Raw genomic sequence first — 20,064 nt, 5'->3', positions numbered from 1 at the left:
CTTGGGTTCCAGATGACTAGTAATTGCTCGGCGCGGCCTCGTTCGGGATGCCGTCGATCGGGCATTCGGCCGTGCCCGGCGTCGAGCGCGTCATCGCCTCGACCATGTCCCGCGTGCCTTCCGGATCCGCGATCCAGTTCTTGTAGAAATCATAGGGGCAGGCCGCGACGCCGCGCGGGCTCTCGCCCGAATTGATCATGCCGGTGTAGCCGCGGTGGACCAGCTTGTAGAGATGGTTCTGCGACTGGCCGTTGCGGCGGGCATCACGGATCAGATGCTTCGAGAGCTGCGCATACTGGATGCCGTAGTCCTCCTCACCGCACTCGCCGAGCGTGCGACCGTCGAAGCCGATGATCGCGGAGTGGCCGAAATAGGAATAGACGCCGTCGAAGCCGGCGGCGTTGGCAACCGCGACATAGACATTGTTGGCCCACGCCATCGCCTTGGAGATCAGGATCTGCTGCTCCTTGGCCGGATACATGTAGCCCTGGCAGCGCACGATCAACTCGGCGCCCTTCATGGCGCAGTCGCGCCAGATCTCAGGAAAATTGCCGTCATCGCAGATAATCAGGCTGACCTTCATGCCCTTCGGGCCATCGGAGACATAGGTGCAATTGCCGGGATACCAGCCCTCGATCGGCACCCAGGGCATGATCTTGCGATACTTCTGCACGATCTCGCCCTGGTCGTTCATCAGGATCAGCGTGTTGTAGGGCGCCTTGTGCGGATGCTCCTCATGGCGCTCGCCGGTCAGCGAGAACACGCCCCACACTTTTGCCTTGCGGCAAGCCTCGGCGAAAATCGCGGTCTCCTCACCGGGCACGGCCGAGGCGGTCTCGTACATCTCCTTGGAGTCGTACATGATGCCTTGCGTGGAATATTCCGGGAAGATGACAAGGTCCATGCCGGGCAGGCCGGCCTTCATGCCCACCAGCATGTCGGCGATCTTGCGGGCGTTGTCGAGCACCTCCGCCTTGGTGTGTAGACGAGGCATCTTGTAGTTGACGACTGCGACGCCGACGGTGTCGTTGCTGCTGGAAATATCGCCGTGAAGCATGTTGAGCGCTCCTGTCTTTTATTCGTTTGAGGTCATCGCGTGCGTTAGTGGCTGATCATCCAGGGCCGCGCGGTCGGAAAGCCCTTGGCGCCGCTTTTAGTCTTGGTCACCAGCCGCGCCGGTTTCTTCTTGTCAGACCCGTTCTTGTCCTTCACGGTCTTGCCCGAGGAGCAGCAACCGCAACCGGGGCCGTGCGAGGCCTTGTATTGCGCGAGCGTCTGCGGCGCGTGCGAGCTGCGTTCATTGACGGCGTGGGCTTTTCGCTTCTCCGCCGGCATGCAGAAGAAATTCGGTGCAGTCAGGATCACCCGCGGCGCCGACACCTCGCAATGCGGACAGTTTTGCGGATCGTCGCATTCCGCCATCGGTCGAAGGTCCTTGAAGGGACCGCAATCGTCACAGAGATATTCATAGACCGGCATCTTGTATCCCTTCGCACGCGGTGATGTCCGCTTCACCTCGCCCCGCTTGCGGGGAGAGGTCGGAACGCATCGCAAGATGCGTTCCGGGTAAGGGGGAGTCTCCGCAAACTCACTGCTACCGTTCGTGCGGAGACAGCCCCTCAGCCCAACCCTCTCCCCGTAAGAACGGGGAGAGGGGGCGCAGTGATCATTTGTCCGGCGAGATCGGCATCTGGATATCGCCGGTGATGTGCTTGATGGGACCAGCCGCCGACGGCATCACGTCGAAGTCGAATATCTCCGTCGGCAGCCATAGCGTGGCGCAGGCATTGGGCACGTCGACCACGCCGGAGATGTGGCCCTGAACCGGTGCGGTGCCAAGGATCGAATAGGCCTGGGCGCCGGAGTAGCCGAACTTCTTCAGATATTCGATCGCGTTGAGGCAGGCCTGACGATAGGCGATGGTGACGTCGAGATAGTGCTGCTTGCCCTGCTCGTCGACCGAGATGCCTTCGAAGATCAGATAGTCCTTGTAGTTCGGCGTGATCGGCGACGGCTTGAAGATCGGGTTCTTGATGCCGTATTTCGACATGCCGTCCTTGATCACCTCGACCTTCAGATGCAGCCATCCGGCCATCTCGATCGCGCCGCAGAAGGTGATCTCGCCATCGCCCTGGCTGAAGTGCAGGTCGCCCATCGAAAGACCGGCGCCGGGCACATAGACCGGGAAGTAGATTTTCGAGCCGCGGGAGAGATCCTTGATGTCGCAATTGCCGCCGTGCTCGCGCGGCGGCACGGTGCGCGCACCTTCGGCGCCGATCTTGGCCTTGACGTCTCCCTTGGCACGACCGCCATGGGCCGTCGCCGCAAACGGCGGATTGGCCAAACCGGGCACGCGGGTCGGGTCGGTCGAGATCAGCTCGGCCTCGCGCTTGTTCCAGGTCTCCAGCATCTTGGGATCGGGCAGACAGCCGATCAGGCCGGGATGGATCAGGCCTGCGAAATTCACGCCAGGCACGTGGCGCGACGAGGTGTAGAGACCCTTGATGTCCCAGATCGACTTCTGCGCCAGCGGGAAGTGGTCGGTGAGGAAGCCGCCGCCATTCTGCTTGGAGAAGAAGCCGTTGAAGCCCCACAGGCTCTCCTTCATCGGGCCGACGTCGAGCAAGTCCACCACGAGGAGGTCGCCAGGTTCCGCGCCCTTGACGCCGATCGGACCGGAGAGGAAGTGCACGATCGAGAGATCGATATCGCGCACGTCGTCGGCGGAATCGTTGTTCTTGATGAATCCGCCGGTCCAGTCATAGGTCTCGATGATGAAATCGTCGCCGGGATTGACCCAGGACACCATTGGAATGTCGGGGTGCCAGCGGTTGTGCACCATATCATTTTCGTAAGCCGACTTGGTGAGATCGACCTTGATCAGTGTCTCTGGCATCGAGAAGCTCCCCTTTTACACGGTTGGTTAGACGGACAGATATTTCGAGACCTGCGCAGCATCGACGCTGTCGCGCGGGTCGTCGCGCACGATGGCGCCGTTCTCGATCACCAGCACGCGGTCGGCGATATCGAGCGCAAAGCTCAGGACCTGCTCGGACACCACGATCGACAGGCCCTTTTCATCGCGGATGCGCTTGAGCGTCCGCGCCATCTCCTTGATGATTGACGGCTGAATGCCTTCAGTGGGCTCGTCCAGCAGCAACACCTTCGGCTTGGTTGCGAGCGCGCGGGCAATCGCCAATTGTTGTTGTTGCCCGCCGGAGAGATTGCCACCGCGACGATCCTTCATCTCCAGCAGAACCGGAAACAGCTCATAGATGTCGCTAGGCACCTCGGTCCCGCCGGAGACGACGAGCCCGGTCTCGATGTTCTCCTTCACCGTCATGGTGGAGAAGATCATGCGGCCCTGCGGCACATAGGCGAGGCCTTTGGCCACGCGCTCGTAGCTCGGCAACCCGCCGAGCTCGGCACCGTCCATGGTCACCGAGCCGCTTTTCGCCGGAAGGATACCCATCAGCGATTTCATCAGCGTGGTCTTGCCCATGCCGTTGCGGCCCATGATCGCGACGATCTCATTGGGCGCGACCTTGACGTTGAGCCCGTGCAGCACCTCGCTCTGGCCGTAGGCGACGTGGAGATCTGAAATTGCCAGCATTGATGCGCTCCTAGGCCCGGTGTGTCTCCCTTCTCCCCTTGTGGGAGAAGGTGGCGCGGGCGAAGCCCGCGACGGATGAGGGGTCAGCATCCGCGGATTCGACGGGCAGTTTGATGCGCGGAGAGATACCCCTCACCCGGATCGCTTGCGCGATCCGACCTCTCCCACAAGGGGAGAGGTGCACCGTCGGTGCTGCAGCAGACTTGCTCGAATTCATCATGCTCAATGCCCCAAGTACACTTCGATAACCTTGGGATCGTTCTGCACCTTCTCCATGGTTCCCTCGGAGAGGATCTGGCCCTGGTGCAGCACGGTGACCTTGTGCGCGATGTCCTCGACGAACTTCATGTCGTGCTCGATCACCAGCACCGACCGATTCTTGATGATGCGGTTGAGGAGCTCGGCGGTCTTGGCCCGCTCGGACACGCTCATCCCGGCGACGGGCTCGTCGAGCATCAGGAGGTCCGGATCCTGGATCAGCAGCATGCCGATCTCGAGCCACTGCTTCTGACCATGGCTGAGCAGATCGGCGCTCATGTTCAGCCGATCCTTCAGGAAAATCATCTCGGCGACTTCATGCACCCGGTCGCGAACGGCGGCATCGCGGGTGAAGGTCAGCGCACCGAACACCGAGCGCCCGCGCGGATAGGAGATCTCCAGGTTCTCGAACACCGTGAGATCGTCGTAGATCGACGGGTTCTGGAATTTGCGGCCGACGCCGGTCTTGACGATCTCGTTCTCCTTCATCCGCGTCAGCTCCTTGCCGCGGAACTGGATCGAGCCCGACGTCGCTTTGGTCTTGCCGCAGATCAGGTCGAGCACCGTGGTCTTGCCGGCTCCGTTCGGACCGATGATGACGCGGATCTCGTTCTCGTCGACATAGAAGGAGAGATCGTTGACTGCCTTGAACCCGTCGAAGGAGACGGTCAGGGCTTCGACAGCGAGCAGGAATTCCTTGGGCTGATGACCGACGAGCATGATCTATCTCCTCACTGCCAGCGTGGCATCGGCATCGTGATGACCTACGAGCATGATGATCTCCTCACTCGGCCGGGGCGCCGTCGGCGACCGAGCTGTCGGTCCAGCCTTCAGGCTTGGGTTTGCGCGGCGAGATCAGGCGGTCGATGCGCGGCTGCACATAGTCGCCCCAGATTCCGGCAAGACCGTTCGGGAATGCGAGAACCACGGCGATGAACAGGCCGCCGAGACCAAACAGCCACAATTCGGGGAACGTTTCCGACAGGCTGGTCTTGGCGAAATTGACCAGCAGCGTGCCGTAGACGGCGCCGAGGATCGACAGCCGGCCGCCGACCGCGGTGTAGATCACCATTTCGATCGACGGCACGATGCCGACAAAGGACGGCGACATGAAGCCGACATTGAGGGCGAACATCGCGCCGCCGATCGCAGCGAATACGGCGGCGATGCAGAAGGCGAAGATCTTGAAATTCGCGACGCTGTAGCCGGAGAACCGGACCCGATCCTCCTTCTCCCGCATCGCGACCAGGATGCGCCCGAGCTTGGAGTGCCGGATGAACTGCGCGATCATGATGCAGACGAACAGGCATCCGACCTCGAAGAAATACAGCACGACCTTGGCGTGATCGGGCCGGATGTCCCATCCCTTCAGCGTCCGCAGATCGGTCATGCCGTTGATGCCGCCGGTGTAGCCTTGCTGGCCCACGATCAGGATAGTGAGGATGGCCGCGACCGCCTGAGTGATGATGGCGAAGTACGTGCCGCCGACCCGGCGCTTGAACATCGCGGTACCGATGATCAGGGCGAAAATGCCGGGCACCAGGATGATGGCGGCGATGGTGAAGGTTAAGCTGTTGAAGGGCTTCCAGAACAGCGGCAGTGCCGTGATCTGATTCCAGTCCATGAAATCTGGAATGCCGGGGGTCGACTGGATCTTGGTGTTCTCCACGCTCGATGCCTCGAGCTTGAGGAACATCGCCATGCAATAGCCGCCGAGCCCGAAGAACACGCCCTGGCCGAGGCTGAGAATGCCGCCATAGCCCCAGCAGACCACCAACCCCAGCGCGACGAAGGCATAGGTCAGGTATTTCGCGACCAGGTTGAGCCTGAAGACGTCGAGCGTGAGCGGCAGCACCACCACCAGGAAGACTGCGAGCACCAGAATTCCGATGAGCTCCGATCGATTGAAGAACCGATTGTCGGTCATTGCATCAGCCTCTGTTTCTCACTTGCGGACCTTGAGGGCGAACAGCCCCTGCGGACGCAGCATCAGGATTCCGACAACGGCGAGCAGCGTCAGCACCTTGGCCATCGAGCCCGACATGAAGAACTCGAGGGTGGATTGCGTCTGAGAGATCGAGAAGGCCGAGGCGATGGTGCCGAGCAGGCTTGCGGCGCCGCCGAACACGACCACCAGGAACGTGTCGACGATGTAGAGCTGCCCGGAGGTCGGCCCGGTCGAGCCGATCATGGTGAAGGCGCTGCCGGCGACGCCGGCGATGCCGCAGCCGAGGCCATAGGTATAGCGATCGACTTTCTCGGTGTTGATGCCGACCGCGCCGGCCATGATGCGGTTCTGCACCACCGCGCGGACCTGGCGCCCCCAGCGCGATTTGTACATTACATAGGCGACGCTGATCGTGATCAGCAGGGTCAGGCACATCACGAAGACGCCGTTGATCGGCACTTCGATGCTGTCGGTGACGTGCAGCGATCCGAGCATCCATTGCGGCAACTCGACGCCGACCTCACGCGCACCGAATACGGAGCGATAGGCCTGCTGCAACATCAGGCTGAGGCCCCAGGTCGCAAGCAGCGTATCGAGCGGGCGCTTGTAGAGATGCCGTATCAGCACCCATTCCACCAGCATTCCCAACGCGCCGGATGCGACAAAGGCGAGGATCATCGCGAGGAAGAAGTAGCCGCTGAACAGGCTCGGCAAATATGCCTGGAAGAAATTCGATGTCATCCAGGTGACGTAGGCCCCTAGGATCATGAACTCGCCGTGGGCCATGTTGATGACGCCCATCTGGCCGAAGATGATCGCAAGACCGAGCGCCATCAGCACATAGACAGAGAACAGGATCAGTCCTGCAAAGCCCTGCATGACGAAAATGGAGCCAAGGTCACCAAGCGAGTAGTCGCCGAACATCGATGTCCTCCGTCAGGGATGAGGTCCCGCGTCGCGAGCAGATTCGCGACGCGGGGGTCTTGGGCATAGACTTGCAATCCATGCCAGGGAGCGGCTCGAGCTTGGGGAAACCGCGGCGGTCGCCGCGTCTCTTACTGGTAGCCCTTGGGGAACGGATCCGGCTCGACGAGATCGGCGGTCTCGTAGATCAGCTCGAACTGGCCATCGAGCTTGGCGCGTCCCACCCGGGTCTTCGACCAGAGGTGATGGTTCTCGTGGATGCGCACGTAGCCTTCCGGCGCACCCTTGAACTCGACGCCGGGCGAAGCCGCCGCGATCTTGTCGACGTCGAAGGAGCCGGCCTTCTCGACCGTCAACTTCCACAGCCACGGGCCGAGATAGGCAGCCTGGGTGACGTCTCCGATCACGGTCTTCTCGCCCCACATCTTCTTGAACGCGGGCACGAAGGCCTTGTTGTTCGGATTGTCGAGCGACTGGAAGTACTTCATGCAGGCATAGGCGCCCGCGATGTTCTCGCCGCCGATGCCGTCGATTTCGTCCTCGGTCACCGAGATCGTCAGCAGCGCCTGCTTGGAGAGGTCGATGCCGGCGGCCTTGAGCTGCTTGTAGAAGGCGACGTTGGAGCCGCCGACCACGTCGGTGAAGATCACGTCGGGCTTGGTCAGCTTGATCTTGTTGATGACCGAGTTGAACTGGGTGTTGCCGAGCGGATAGTACTCCTCGCCGACAACCTTGCCCTTCAGCACGTTCTCGACGTGCTTGCGCGCGATCTTGTTCGAGGTGCGCGGCCAGATGTAGTCGGAGCCGACGAAGAAGAACGACTTCGCGCCCTTCTCCTTGGCGATCCAGTTCAGGCCGGCGAGAATCTGCTGGGTCGCTTCCTGGCCGGTATAGATCACGTTCTTGGACTGCTCGAGGCCTTCGTAGAAGGTCGGGTAGTAGAGCATGCCGTTATACTGCTCGACGACCGGCAGCACAGCCTTGCGCGAGGCCGAGGTCCAGCAGCCCATGATCGCCGCGACCTTGTCGTTGACGAGCAGCTTCTTGGCCTTTTCCGCGAAGGTCGGCCAGTCGCTGGCGCCGTCTTCCTGGATGAACTTGATCTTGCGGCCGAGCACGCCGCCGGCGGCGTTGATCTGCTCGATGGCGAGCTTTTCGGCTTCGATCGAGCCGGTTTCGGAGATGGCCATGGTGCCGGTAGCGGAGTGTAGGATGCCGACCGTCACCTCGGTATCGGTCACCGCGAGGCCGGTGGTGTTGATCGCCGAGGTCGCCGGGGTCTGCGCAAAGGACGCCCGCGGCAGCATCGTGATGGCCGGGACGGCAGCGATTCCCATCAATAGTTTGCGCCGGAGCGGCGATAAAAGGCCCTTGGTTTCTTCGTCTGACATGAGCACCCCACTGTTTGTTCGAGGACACGCGATTGGTGCCGTGAGGATGGCTCGAATTTGTGCACTGCAAGCATACGCAAGATCGCGTATACTGCACCGCAAAATAGCGACGTAGGCTTTTGGTACGGGATTTGCGAGTTCACGAGAGGTTCGGACGAGTTCGGGAGTGGGGTGTAAGTGGCAGGGCGGCAGCGAATAGACCGCGTCAGGCGCCAGTACAATCAGTGGGTCGCCAACCAGACGCTGGAAGACTACGCGCTGCGCTTCACCGCCAAAAGCGCGCGACGCTGGTCCGCTGCTCGCGTCGCCAACACCGCGATTGGTGCGATCTCCTTCCTGGTGCTGGAGGCAATCGGCGGCACCATCACCCTCAACTACGGCGTTACCAACGCCGCAGCCGCAATCCTCGTCGTCTCCACCATCATCTTCTTCTGCGGCGTGCCGATTGCCTATTATGCAGCCAAGTGCGGCATCGACATTGACCTGCTCACGCGCGGCGCCGGCTTTGGCTACATCGGCTCGACAATCACCTCGCTGATCTACGCCTCCTTCACCTTCATCTTCTTCGCGATCGAGGCGGTGATCCTGGCAACCGCGCTGGAGATGTGCTTAGGCATCCCCCGCCCGATCGGCTACCTCATCAGCGCCGTCGCGATCATTCCGCTCGTGACCTACGGCATCACGCTGATCAGCCGCTTCCAGCTCTGGACGCAGCCGCTCTGGGTCGTCCTGCACATCCTGCCTTTCGCCGCGATTGCATGGGCCAGCCCGCACTCCTTCACGGAATGGCACAAATTCGCCGGCGAGCACGGCGACCTCGGCGGCCATTTCGATCTGTTGCTGTTCGGCGTCGCATCCTCCGTGGTGTTCTCGCTGGTGGCGCAGATCGGCGAGCAGGTCGACTTCCTGCGATTTCTGCCGCGCGACCGCCGCACCTCCAGGGCCTCATGGTGGATCGCGCTGATGAGCGCGGGGCCGGGCTGGATCGTGCTCGGCGCGCTGAAGCTTCTGGCCGGCTCGTTCCTCGCCTTCTTCGCGCTAAGCCACGGCGTGCCGCCCGAAGAGGCGGCCGAGCCCGCACATATGTATGTCGTGGCCTTTCGCTACGTGCTGTCGGACCCGGATCTCGCGCTGGCACTGACCGGCTTCTTCGTGGTGCTGTCGCAGATCAAGATCAACGTCACCAACGCCTATGCCGGCTCGATCGCCTGGTCGAATTTCTTCTCCCGCCTGACGCACAGCCATCCCGGACGCGTGGTCTGGCTGGTGTTCAACGTGATGGTGGCGCTGCTGCTGATGGAGATCGGCGTCTACAAGGCGCTGGAGCAGACGCTCGCGCTCTACTCCAACGTCGCGATTGCCTGGGTCGGCGCGCTGGTGTCGGATCTCGTCATCAACAAGCCGCTCGGCTTGCGTCCGCCGCAGATGGAGTTCAAGCGGGCGCATCTCTACGACATCAATCCGGTCGGCGTCGGCGCGATGACGCTCGCAATCATCGTTTCGATCGCGGCGTTCTACGGCCTGTTCGGGCCGACCATGAAGGCGCTGGCCGCCTTCGTCGCGCTGACGGTGGCCTTCGTCACCGCGCCGATCATCGCCTGGCTGACCGACGGAAAATTCTACATCGCACGCAAGCCGAAGCGGAGCTGGGCCAATATCGAGGCGATCCAGTGCTGTATCTGCGAGCACAGTTTTGAACCGGAGGACATGACGTCCTGCCCTGCTTACGCCGGTCCGATCTGCTCGTTGTGCTGCTCGCTCGATGCACGCTGCCACGACCTCTGCAAACCGCACGCGCGGGCGCAGGTGCAATTTGCGGACGCGCTCAGCAAGATCCTGCCGCAGCCGATCTATGCGCGCATCAACTCCCAGTTCGGCCACTATATCGGCGTCTTCGTGGTCTCGGCCGGCCTGGTCGCATTGGTGCTCGGGCTGATCTATCTGCAGACCTCGGCGAGCGTGCATGGCGAGAACGCGCTTGTCTCCAACGTGCTGTGGAAGGTGTTCTTCTCGCTCAGCATTATCATCGGCGTCGTAGCCTGGCTGTTCGTGCTGGCGCAGCAGAGCCGCCGCGCCGCGGAGGCCGAGACACGGCGGCAAACGACGCTGCTGATCCAGGAGATCGACGCGCACAAGCGCACCGATGCCGAGCTCCAGCGCGCCAAGGAGGTTGCCGAATCCGCCAATCTCGCCAAGAGCCGCTATGTGGTGGGGCTGAGCCATGAGCTGCGCTCGCCACTGAATGCGATCAGCGGCTATGCCCAGCTGCTGGAGCAGGATTCAACGCTCAACACCAAGCCGCGCGACCAGGTCCGCGTCGTCCGCCGCAGCGCCGATCACCTCTCCGGCCTGATCGACGGCATCCTGGATATCTCCAAGATCGAGGCGGGACGGCTTTATCTGTCCCGCGACGAGGTGCGGCTCAGCGAGTTCCTCGATCAGCTCGTCGGCATGTTCCGGCTTCAAGCCGGCGCCAAAGGCATCGACTTCGTGTTCAGGCGTCCGGCGACATTGCCGACGGTGGTCTATGCCGACGAGAAGCGGCTGCGTCAGGTGTTGATCAACCTTCTCTCCAACGCCATCAAATTCACCCAGATCGGCAGCGTGCAGTTTATCGTGCACTACCGCAGTCCTGTTGCCGAATTCGAGGTGACCGATACCGGCCCCGGTATCCAGGGCGACGATCTCGAACGCATTTTTGCGCCGTTCGAGCGCGGCGCGCTTGGAGTCTCGCAACCGCAGACGGGCACAGGACTGGGGCTCACCATCAGCCGGTTGCTCGCCGGCGTGATGGGCGGCGACATCAAGGTTGCGAGCACGGTCGGCCGCGGCAGCACCTTCAAGGTGAAGATGCTGCTGTCGGAGGTGACCAACCCCAGGCGCATCGCGCCGGTGGAGGCCCCGGTCTCCGGCTATCACGGCCAGCGCAAGACCATCCTCATCACCGACGACGACCCCGTGCATCGCGACCTCCTGCGCGAAGTGCTGACGCCGCTCGGCTTCATCCTGCTCAGCGCCGCCGACGGACCGGGCTGCCTTGCGCTGGCGCAGCATTGCCGGCCCGATCTGTTCCTGCTCGACATCTCGATGCCGGGCATGGATGGCTGGACCGTTGCGGAGCAACTGCGCGCAAACGGACATCATCAGGCGCGGATCCTGATGGTGTCGGCGAGCGCGCTGGAGGCGCATGGCGCACCGCTCGCACAGCCCTTCCACGACGGCTATCTGATGAAGCCGATCGACATCCCGCGGCTGCTGGAAACTATCCGCCAACTCCTCAAGATCGAATGGCAATATGGCTCCGACGAGATCGTCGTGCCGTTGTGGCACCCCGAAAGCGGCTCACGGCCACCGGTCAGGCACATCGAAGCGCTGATCGGGCTCGGCCAGATCGGCTACGTCAAGGGTATCCAGCTGAAGCTCGACGAGATCGGCAGCGAGCATCCGGAACATGCCGACTTCGTCGCCCAGATGCGATCGTTGGTCGATCGCTTCGATCTCGACCAGTACATGACAACATTGAAAACACTGCATGCTTATGAGCATTGAGACGAAAAAGCGCGATATTGCGCTCGTTGTCGACGACTCTCCCGAAACGCTGCGGCTGCTCACCGATGCGCTCGACGGCGCCGGGATGACGGTGATGGTCGCGCTCGACGGCGCAAGCGCGATGCGCATCGTCGATCAGATCACGCCCGACATCGTGCTGCTCGACGCCGTGATGCCCGGCCTGGATGGCTTCGAAACCTGCCGGCGGCTCAAGCGCGACGCGGGCCTTGCCAATGTCCCCGTGATCTTCATGACGGGCCTCGCCGAGACCGAGCATATCGTGCGCGGGCTGGACGCCGGCGGCGTCGACTACGTGACCAAGCCGATCGTGATCGAGGAGATGCTGGCCCGCATCCGCGTCCATCTCGGCAATGCGCGGCTGACCCAGAGCGCGCGCACTGCACTCGACGTCTCCGGCCGTTTCCTGTTCGCGGCCAACCGCCTGGGCCACATCCTGTGGGCGACGCCGCAAGCGCAAAAGCTGCTGGCCGATCATCACGGCGCGCAGGCCGACGACTTCGTCCTGCCGGCGTCAATGCTGCAATGGCTGGAGCAGGCGAAAGGCAAGGGCAGCGCGAAGTCGCAGGCCGCTTCCCTGCCCGACAATCCGCAACTCCGGTTCTATTACATGGGCGAGACCGCGCCGAACGAGTTCCTGCTGCGGCTGTCGAAGGAGTCCGGCACCGCGCTGCCGCCGGAGTTCACCAGCGAGCTCGGCCTCACCACCCGTGAGGGTGAGGTGCTGGTCTGGCTCAGCAAAGGCAAGACCAATCGCGACATCGCGCAGATCTTGGGCCTCAGCCCGCGCACCGTCGACAAGCATCTCGAGCAGATCTACGCCAAGCTGGGCGTAGAGAACCGGACCGCGGCGGCGGCGATCGCGACGAATGCGACAAGGAGGAATTCGTAGTTTCGCTAGGACGAGTTGGGGTGCTACCGCCCACAAATGCTGTCGTCCCGGACAAGCGCAGCGAAGCGGAGCATCGATCCGGGACCCATAGCCACGGGGAGATGTTTGGCGAAGGTTTGTAGTTGCGGGACGGTCACCACCCGCAACCGATAGATTCCGCGGTATGGGTCCCGGATCTGCGCTTACGCTTGTCCGGGACGACAGCGGTGTGTGTGGCAACCGCTACCGCCCCCCAACGAACAACAACCTCACCCATAAACAAACGCCCCGTCATCCAGATCCGTCTTCGGGATCTCGTCCTTCTCGGTCCAGTAGTCCTGGCTGTGCTGCCATTCCGGCTTGTCGCCGCGCTTCGGCAACAGCTTCATGTCGCGCATGATATAGCCGGGGTTGAAGTTTTCCGGATCGATCCACGGCAGTATCGGCATGTTGTGGTCTTCGGCGCGCAAGCTCACCTCGACCTTCTTGCTGCCCTTCGCCTTCATGTGGCCGAGCAGCCGGCAGACGAAGTCCGCAACGAGATCCACACGCAGCGTCCAGCTCGCGCGGAAATAGCCGAACACCCAGACCATATTCGGCACGCCTGTGAACATCATGCCGCGATAGGTCACGGTGTCGCCGAAGGCGAGCGGCTTGCCGTCGATCTCGAAGGCGATGTCGCCGAGTGCCGAGAGGTTGAAGCCGGTCGCGGTGACGATGACGTCGGCCTCCAGCAGCTTGCCGGATTTGAGCTGGATGCCGTTCTCGACGAAGCATTCGATCTCGTCGGTGACGACCGAGGCCTTGCCGCCGGCAATGCCCTTGAACAGATCGGCATCGGGAACGAAGGCGATGCGCTGCCGCCACGGGCGATAGCTCGGCGTGAAATGCGTCTCGACGTCGTAGTCCGGGCCGAGGACTGCGCTGATCTGGCCGATCAGCTCCTTCTTCACCTGCTCCGGCTTGGACAAGCAGAGCTTTGTGAACGCGTCCTGCTCGAACAGAATCTTGCGGCGGACGATCTCGTGAATCCAGGCTTCGTCGACCTGGAGCCGCCGCAATTCCTCCGCGATCTCGATGGCGTTGCGGCCCAGGCGGAAATAGGTCGGCGAGCGCTGCAGCATGGTGACATGCGCGCATGTATCTGCGATGTTCGGCACCAGCGTCGCAGCGGTCGCGCCCGAGCCGATCACGACGACCTTCTTGGCCTTGAGATCGATATCATCCGGCCAGGTCTGCGGATGGACAATGCGCCCCTTGAAGCGGTCCACGCCCTTCCATTCCGGCGTGTAACCTTCGGAATGGCGATAATAGCCCTGACACATCCAGAGGAAATTGGCGGTGAAGGTCTTTGTTTCGCCGGTGTCGGTCGTCACCGCCTCGATGGTCCAGAGGTTCTGCTCGCTCGACCAGCTCGCCGAGTTGATCTTGTGCTTGTAGCGGATGTGGCGGGCGATATCGTTGTCGTCGATCACCTCGTTCATATAAGCGAGGATCTCCTCGGCGGTTGCAATCGGCGGCCCGACCCAGGGCTTGAAGCTGTAGCCGAAAGTATGGAGATCACTATCCGAGCGAATGCCGGGATAGCGATGCGTGCTCCAGGTCCCGCCGAACGTCGCCTGCGTCTCGAGGATGACGTAGCTCGTGCCGGGAAGCTGCTTCGTGACGTGATAGGCGCTCCCGATGCCGGAGATGCCGGCACCGACGATCAGCACGTCGAAATGTTCTGAAGCCTGTTTGGCCGTGGCGTGACTGCGAACAGCGACATTCATTGTTGCTTCTATGCCTTGTCTTTTTCAGGTCGCCCTTGATGGGCTACGCGTTTCCTCCGCGACGGGCATGGTTGCCAACCGCGCTTCCTCCGCAAAATGGCATAGATCAAGTCGCGATCAAACTACAACGCCGCGCCCCAGCTCCGCGCGGTCTGCAAGATCCAGTCGCGGTAGAGCGTCAGCGGCGTGACCCCGGTCAATCCGCCGCAGCCGGCGGCACCATTCGGTCCCGTCGACCAGCTGATGACACCGACCAGCACGGCACCGTTCGGCTTGTCCTCGAACACGGGGCCACCGGAATCGCCGGTGCAGGCGCCGATTCCGTCGCGAACACCGTTGGTTACGGGATCGACCAGGCGGATCTGGAGCGTGCCGGGCTGGCCCGTGGCAATGAGCGCAGCAACCCGCGTCGTGCCGCCGCTCTTGCTATCGCCGCGCACGGTGACGCCGATACCGGCGATGGTGAAGCGGCTGCCAACCGGGATTGGAATATTCGGCATACCGACCGGCACCGTCGATTTTCCCTTGAGTGGAATTTCCAGTTGCAGCAATGCAACGTCTGCGGTGGCGCGATGCGCCTGCATCGCCTGCATGTTGAAGCTGGGATGGATCGCGACAGTTCGCACATTCAGCAGCTGTGGCGCGCCATCGGGGCCAACGATCTTGTAGTCGGCGCCGGGCTGCACGCAATGCGCGACGGTGAGCACCAGTTTCGGCGCAATCAGACTGCCGGTGCAGAAATTGCCGCGCGAGCCCACGATGGTAACGACTGCGCGCGCGACGCCGTCGGCTTGCGGCGTGCCGCCACCGACGATGGCATGAGCGGGCGTCGCGAGCGTCAGCGCGGCTACGGTGAGAATGACAAGCTTCTTCATGGGAACACGCCTTGGCGTCAGCATGGGTGCAGGCGCGGGATTGCTTCGGACTGGCCCTTGCCGATAGCGCATGCTAGCCCTCTTGGAAAGGAACTGACGAGGGCAGGATAGTGGCGATCGAGGCTGTGATCTTCGATTTTGGCGGCGTGTTGACGAGCTCGCCGTTCGAGGCGTTCGCGCGATACGAGACCGAGCGCGGCCTGTCCCTCGACATCATCCGGCGCACCAATGCCGCCAATCATCTGGAGAACGCCTGGGCCAAGTTCGAGCGCGCCGAAGTCGATATCGATACCTTCGACAAGCTGTTTGCCACGGAGTCGCGTGCACTCGGCGCCGAAGTGCGCGGGCGCGACGTGCTGCCGCTGCTCCAGGGCGATCTGCGTCCAGAAATGGTCGAGGCGCTGAAGCGCATCAAGGCACAGTTCAAGACCGGCTGCATCACCAACAATCTGCCGGCAAACGCTATCGGCAGCATGACCGGGCGTTCACTCTACGTCGCTGAGGTCATGGTGCTGTTCGACCACGTCATCGAATCCGCCAAGATCGGCCTGCGCAAGCCCGACCCGCGCATTTATCAGCTGATGGTCGAGACGCTGAAGGTCGATCCGGAGAAATGCGTTTATCTGGACGACCTCGGCGTCAATTTGAAGCCCGCGCGCGAGATGGGCATGACCACAATCAAGGTCGCGAGCGGCGCGCAGGCGATCGCGGAGCTCGAGGCGGCGACGGGATTGAAGCTGACCTAACGCATCATTCTCCGTCATTGCGAGCGTAGCGAAGCAATCCAGGCTGCCTCCGCGGAAAGACTCTGGATTGCTTCGCTGCGCTCGCAATGACGAGATTGGGGCGAAGTCCTTCGGAAAACGCCTACTTCGCAGCAGCGATCCGCTCGGGAAATGCAGCCGCGAGCGCAGCACGATCCGGCTTCAGCACACCGCGCTCGGTGATGAGGCCGGTGACGAGACGCGCCGGGGTCACGTCGAAGGCGTAGTTCGCGACGGGCGAGCCCTCCGGCACGATGCGCACTGTCTCCAGCCGGCCATCGGCCGTGCGGCCGGTCATGTCGGTGACCTCAGCGCCGCTGCGCTGCTCGATCGGAATGTCGCGAATGCCGTCATTGACGGTGAAGTCGATCGTCGGCGACGGCAGCGCGACATAGAACGGCACGTTGTTGTCATGCGCGGCGAGCGCCTTCAGATAGGTGCCGATCTTGTTGCAGACGTCGCCATTGGCGGCGACGCGGTCGGTGCCGACGATGGCGAGATCGACCATGCCGTGCTGCATCAGATGTCCGCCTGTATTGTCAGGGATCACCGTGTGCGGCACGCCATGATGGCCGAGCTCCCAGGCGGTGAGCGAGGCGCCCTGATTGCGCGGCCGGGTCTCGTCGACCCAGACATGGATATTGATGCCGCGCTCATGTGCGAGATAGATCGGCGCGGTCGCGGTGCCCCAGTCGACGGTAGCGAGCCAGCCGGCATTGCAATGGGTCAGCACGTTCACCACTTCGCCCGGCTTCTTCTTCGCGACGATCGCCTCGATCAATGCAAAACCGTTGGCGGCAATGCCGAGGTTGATCTCGACATCCTGCTCGACGATCTCGTCGGCGCGGGCGTAGGCTGCTTCCGCACGTTCCACCGGGTCGATCGGCGCGAGGGTCGCGCGCATCTCGTCCAGCGCCCATTTCAGATTGATCGCGGTCGGCCGCGCCACGACCAGCGTCTCGTAAGCGCGCGCCAGGCCGGCGTCGGAGGCGTCTTCGCGCATCGCAAGCGCCATGCCGTAAGCCGCCGTCGCGCCGATCAGCGGCGCACCACGCACCAGCATATCGCGAATCGCAACTGCCGCGTCTTCGCATGAGGTCAGCTTCGCAACGACAAACTCGTGCGGCAGCCTGCGCTGGTCGATCGCGCCGACCGACCAGCCGTCGCACTCGCGCCAGATGCTGCGGAAATGCTTGCCGTCGACCTTCATGGCATTTTGCCTTTCGTCTCAACCGCGCAGGATGCGCCCCGCCACCGCATCGAGCTTCTTCAGAATCTCGGGATCGCGCGCCTCGGGCGCGGTGATCAGCGCGGTGTCGAGCGCACGGTCCGAACCGATCGGGCATGGCTCGTGCTCGCGCGGAAAATCCTTGGCGAGGCGGGCCACCAGCGCCTTGGCCTTATCGGCGTTGGAGGTCAGCACGCGGATGATGTCCTGCACGGTGACGGCGTCGTGATCGGGATGCCAGCAATCGAAATCCGTCACCATCGCGACGGTCGCGTAGCAAATCTCGGCCTCGCGGGCGAGTTTCGCCTCGGGCATGTTGGTCATTCCGATCACCGAATAGCCCAGCGTCTTGTAGGTCATGCTTTCCGCATAGGTGGAGAATTGCGGCCCTTCCATGCAGACATAGGTGCCGCTGCGCGCGATCGCGATGCTCTCGGCCTCGGCCGCCGCGGCAAGGTGAATCCGCAGCCGCGGCGAGACCGGATGCGCCATCGAGACATGCGCGACGCAACCCTTGCCGAAGAACGAGCTCTCGCGCTTGTGGGTGCGATCGACGAACTGGTCGACGAGAACGAAGGTGCCGGGCGGCATCTCCTCCTTGAAGGAGCCGCAGGCCGACAGTGAGATCAGGTCGGTGACGCCGGCGCGCTTCAGCACGTCGATATTGGCGCGGTAGTTGATGTCGGAGGGCGACAGGCGGTGGCCCTTGTCATGACGCGGCAGGAACACGATCGGCAGGCCTGCGATGGTACCGCGCCGCACGGGCGCCGACGGCTCGCCCCAGGGGCTCTTGATCACCTCTTCGTGCGCGCCCTCGAGTCCCGGCAAATCGTAGATTCCGGAGCCGCCGATGATGCCCAATACCGCCTGCGTCATGCCTGCTCCACCCCGTTCGCGATCCGCGACATGGTTAAGCTATGCCAGTTTTGCGGCAGTTTTGGAACGGGTGCTGTGGTCTTGCCGGGTTGAAAGAAGCCTGCGCCGAACTTAGGCCGCCGTCGCCGGCTGCAGCTGGGTGGCGACCATGCGTTCCAGCGTCTCGACGGACTGGAAATTCTCCGGCGTAATCTCGGTTTGCGGAATCGTGAAGTCGAACTCGGCTTCGACGCCGAGCATCAGATTGACCATGTCCATCGAGGTCAGGCCGGCATCGACGAGTTTCGTCGACGGCGTGACATTGGCGGTGAGCGCGTTCTGCGCGAGGATGCCCTTCACCAGCTTGGTGATGCGATTGCGCAAATCGGTATCGAAGGCCTGCATCGGCAAATTCCCATCTGTCTATAAAAGGTCGGACCGGTTGCCGGGTACGATGGGCACGACGGGCCGGCCCCGCAATGGGCGTCACCATTACTTCGCGTTTCTTAGTAAACGATGAGTCAGATTGTCCGAAATTCCGGCTCCTTCCAAAACCCTAACACGACACCCGGACTTTCGGCGATGCAAACAACCGGGCCTTAACTGTTCGTTCGGAATTGCAGTTCGTTTACCTTCTATTTCATCGACGAATTTGAATTAAATCCGTAGCCTCCAATCACAAGCAAAGATGGTCGGATGATTGCGAACGGCATCGCAAATGATGCCTGCGGTCTCGAACGACGAAACGGAGGCGGACGAGCATGAACGTGCGTGAAGCAGTCCTGACTGTCGACGAGACCCAAGCGAGCCTTCTCGAAGGCCCCTCCTTGATCGAGCGTGCGGCTCGCACCGCCACCGTGGCAGCGGCCGACGCCGACGGCGTCGATCGCGACGCCCGCTTCCCCCACAAGGCTTTCGATATCGCCCGCGAGCAGAAGTTGCTGGGCGTTATGATCCCGGTCGAATTCGGTGGCTTCGGCGCCTCGATCTACGACGTCACCGACATCTGCTACACGCTCGGACGCGCGTGCGCTTCGACAGCGATGATCTACGCGATGCATACGACCAAGGTCGCCTGCGTGATCCGCCACGGTCACGGCATTCCCTGGATGGAAACCATGATGCGCCGGGTCGCCCGAGACCAGTGGCTGCTGGCCTCCTCCACCACCGAAGGCCAGAATGGCGGCAACATCCGCGCCAGCGCGGCCGCGGTCGACCACGCCGGCGACACCGTCTCGCTGGTGCGCGACGCCACCGTGATCTCGTACGGCGCCCAGGCCGACGGCCTCGTCACCATCGCCCGCCGCGCCACCGAGGCCGCTGCTTCCGACCAGGTGCTGCTGGCGCTCGCCAAGGACGACTATTCGCTGAAGCAGACGCAGGGCTGGGAAACGCTCGGCATGCGCGGCACCTGCTCGACCGGCTTCGAGCTGAAGGTCGACTGCTCCGCCGACCGCGTATTCCCGGAAGCCTATGACAAGATCCATGCCCAGACCATGACGCCGTTCGCGCATCTGTGCTGGTCGTCGGCCTGGGCCGGCATTGCCGCTGCTTCGGTCACGCGTGCGCAGGCTTTCGTTCGCAAGGCGGCCCGCGGCTCCAGCGGTCAGATGCCGCCAGCGGCCACGCACTTCACCGCCGCAAAAATGTCGCTGGCCAAACTGCGCGCATTGATATCGGCCAATCTCGACGCCTTCGCCCGCGCCGAGCATGACGAGCGCGCGCTGGGCTCGCTCGATTTCCAGTCCTCGATCACGCTGTTGAAGGTGCAGGCCTCAGAGCTCGCGGTCGAAACCGTGATGCATGCGATGCGCACCGCGGGCCTGTCCGGCTACCGTAACGACGGCGAGTTCACCATGGGCCGCCACCTGCGCGACGTGCTGTCGTCGCCGATCATGATCAACAACGACCGCATTCTCGCCAATGCCGCCACCTCGACGTTGATGAGCGGCATTCCGACAAGCCTTCGAGACTGACAAGCCTTCTGACAAGTCTTCG

The 20,064-nt window shown here is 62.5% G+C and carries 17 protein-coding genes; 4 read left to right on the top strand and 13 right to left on the bottom strand.

Going from position 1 to position 20,064, the window contains the following annotated elements; genetic code table 11:
* Positions 1-16: 16 nt before the first annotated feature.
* The 8 genes from FXB38_RS29085 to urtA all read right to left on the bottom strand — a co-directional run bounded on the left by FXB38_RS29085 (position 17) and on the right by urtA (position 8,134).
* On the bottom strand, positions 17-1,057 hold the full coding sequence (locus FXB38_RS29085; protein ID WP_148754357.1) for an aliphatic amidase: 1,041 nt from the start codon (positions 1,055-1,057) through the stop codon (positions 17-19).
* A 44-nt stretch (positions 1,058-1,101) separates the two neighbouring features.
* Positions 1,102-1,479 carry an FmdB family zinc ribbon protein gene (locus FXB38_RS29080; protein ID WP_148754356.1) on the bottom strand — a complete coding sequence of 126 codons (378 nt, stop codon included), beginning with the start codon at positions 1,477-1,479 and terminating at the stop codon, positions 1,102-1,104.
* 187 nt (positions 1,480-1,666) lie between these two features.
* Positions 1,667-2,896: a formamidase gene (gene fmdA / locus FXB38_RS29075; protein WP_148754355.1), complete on the bottom strand. Its 1,230-nt coding sequence runs from the start codon at positions 2,894-2,896 to the stop codon at positions 1,667-1,669.
* Between the two features lie 27 nt (positions 2,897-2,923).
* Positions 2,924-3,613: an urea ABC transporter ATP-binding subunit UrtE gene (gene urtE, locus FXB38_RS29070; protein WP_148754354.1), complete on the bottom strand. Its 690-nt coding sequence runs from the start codon at positions 3,611-3,613 to the stop codon at positions 2,924-2,926.
* A 222-nt stretch (positions 3,614-3,835) separates the two neighbouring features.
* Positions 3,836-4,591 carry an urea ABC transporter ATP-binding protein UrtD gene (gene urtD / locus FXB38_RS29065; RefSeq protein ID WP_148754353.1) on the bottom strand — a complete coding sequence of 252 codons (756 nt, stop codon included), beginning with the start codon at positions 4,589-4,591 and terminating at the stop codon, positions 3,836-3,838.
* Between the two features lie 64 nt (positions 4,592-4,655).
* On the bottom strand, positions 4,656-5,798 hold the full coding sequence (gene urtC, locus FXB38_RS29060) for an urea ABC transporter permease subunit UrtC (protein ID WP_148754352.1): 1,143 nt from the start codon (positions 5,796-5,798) through the stop codon (positions 4,656-4,658).
* Positions 5,799-5,816: 18 nt separating this feature from the next.
* Positions 5,817-6,743, bottom strand: coding sequence for an urea ABC transporter permease subunit UrtB (gene urtB, locus FXB38_RS29055; protein ID WP_148754351.1), 927 nt, complete (start codon positions 6,741-6,743; stop codon positions 5,817-5,819).
* Between the two features lie 131 nt (positions 6,744-6,874).
* Positions 6,875-8,134, bottom strand: a complete 1,260-nt coding sequence (urtA, locus tag FXB38_RS29050) for an urea ABC transporter substrate-binding protein (protein ID WP_148754350.1) — start codon at positions 8,132-8,134, stop codon at positions 6,875-6,877.
* A gap of 177 nt (positions 8,135-8,311) precedes the next feature.
* Between urtA and FXB38_RS29045 the strand changes: the two genes are divergently transcribed.
* Together FXB38_RS29045 and FXB38_RS29040 are read left to right on the top strand one after the other, a co-directional pair.
* Positions 8,312-11,683 carry a hybrid sensor histidine kinase/response regulator gene (locus FXB38_RS29045; RefSeq protein WP_148754349.1) on the top strand — a complete coding sequence of 1,124 codons (3,372 nt, stop codon included), beginning with the start codon at positions 8,312-8,314 and terminating at the stop codon, positions 11,681-11,683.
* Positions 11,667-12,593, top strand: coding sequence for a response regulator (locus FXB38_RS29040; RefSeq protein ID WP_246230224.1), 927 nt, complete (start codon positions 11,667-11,669; stop codon positions 12,591-12,593). Before FXB38_RS29045 ends, FXB38_RS29040 begins: the two co-directional genes overlap by 17 nt.
* Positions 12,594-12,841: 248 nt before the next feature.
* On the opposite strand, the gene FXB38_RS29035 is transcribed toward FXB38_RS29040, so the two are convergent.
* Positions 12,842-14,344: a flavin-containing monooxygenase gene (locus tag FXB38_RS29035; protein ID WP_148754348.1), complete on the bottom strand. Its 1,503-nt coding sequence runs from the start codon at positions 14,342-14,344 to the stop codon at positions 12,842-12,844.
* A gap of 122 nt (positions 14,345-14,466) precedes the next feature.
* Positions 14,467-15,219: a S1 family peptidase gene (locus tag FXB38_RS29030; protein WP_187435213.1), complete on the bottom strand. Its 753-nt coding sequence runs from the start codon at positions 15,217-15,219 to the stop codon at positions 14,467-14,469.
* A gap of 110 nt (positions 15,220-15,329) precedes the next feature.
* On the opposite strand from FXB38_RS29030, the gene FXB38_RS29025 reads away from it, so the two are divergent.
* The gene (locus tag FXB38_RS29025) at positions 15,330-15,965 is read left to right on the top strand and encodes an HAD-IA family hydrolase (protein ID WP_187435212.1); all 636 of its coding nucleotides are present in this window, start codon (positions 15,330-15,332) and stop codon (positions 15,963-15,965) included.
* A 121-nt stretch (positions 15,966-16,086) separates the two neighbouring features.
* On the opposite strand, the gene mtnA is transcribed toward FXB38_RS29025, so the two are convergent.
* The 3 genes from mtnA to FXB38_RS29010 form a co-directional block, all read right to left on the bottom strand.
* On the bottom strand, positions 16,087-17,193 hold the full coding sequence (gene mtnA, locus FXB38_RS29020; RefSeq protein ID WP_148754346.1) for an S-methyl-5-thioribose-1-phosphate isomerase: 1,107 nt from the start codon (positions 17,191-17,193) through the stop codon (positions 16,087-16,089).
* A gap of 18 nt (positions 17,194-17,211) precedes the next feature.
* Positions 17,212-18,087, bottom strand: a complete 876-nt coding sequence (locus FXB38_RS29015) for an S-methyl-5'-thioadenosine phosphorylase (RefSeq protein ID WP_148754345.1) — start codon at positions 18,085-18,087, stop codon at positions 17,212-17,214.
* A gap of 111 nt (positions 18,088-18,198) precedes the next feature.
* On the bottom strand, positions 18,199-18,471 hold the full coding sequence (locus tag FXB38_RS29010; RefSeq protein WP_148754344.1) for a phosphopantetheine-binding protein: 273 nt from the start codon (positions 18,469-18,471) through the stop codon (positions 18,199-18,201).
* Positions 18,472-18,827: 356 nt separating this feature from the next.
* Between FXB38_RS29010 and FXB38_RS29005 the strand changes: the two genes are divergently transcribed.
* The gene (locus FXB38_RS29005; protein ID WP_148754343.1) at positions 18,828-20,042 is read left to right on the top strand and encodes an acyl-CoA dehydrogenase family protein; all 1,215 of its coding nucleotides are present in this window, start codon (positions 18,828-18,830) and stop codon (positions 20,040-20,042) included.
* The last annotated feature ends 22 nt before the right edge of the window (positions 20,043-20,064 follow it).

The sequence above is a fragment of the Bradyrhizobium cytisi genome, assembly GCF_008123515.1.
Classification (GTDB): domain Bacteria; phylum Pseudomonadota; class Alphaproteobacteria; order Rhizobiales; family Xanthobacteraceae; genus Bradyrhizobium; species Bradyrhizobium cytisi.
This window is presented reverse-complemented; position numbering and strand designations above follow the sequence as displayed.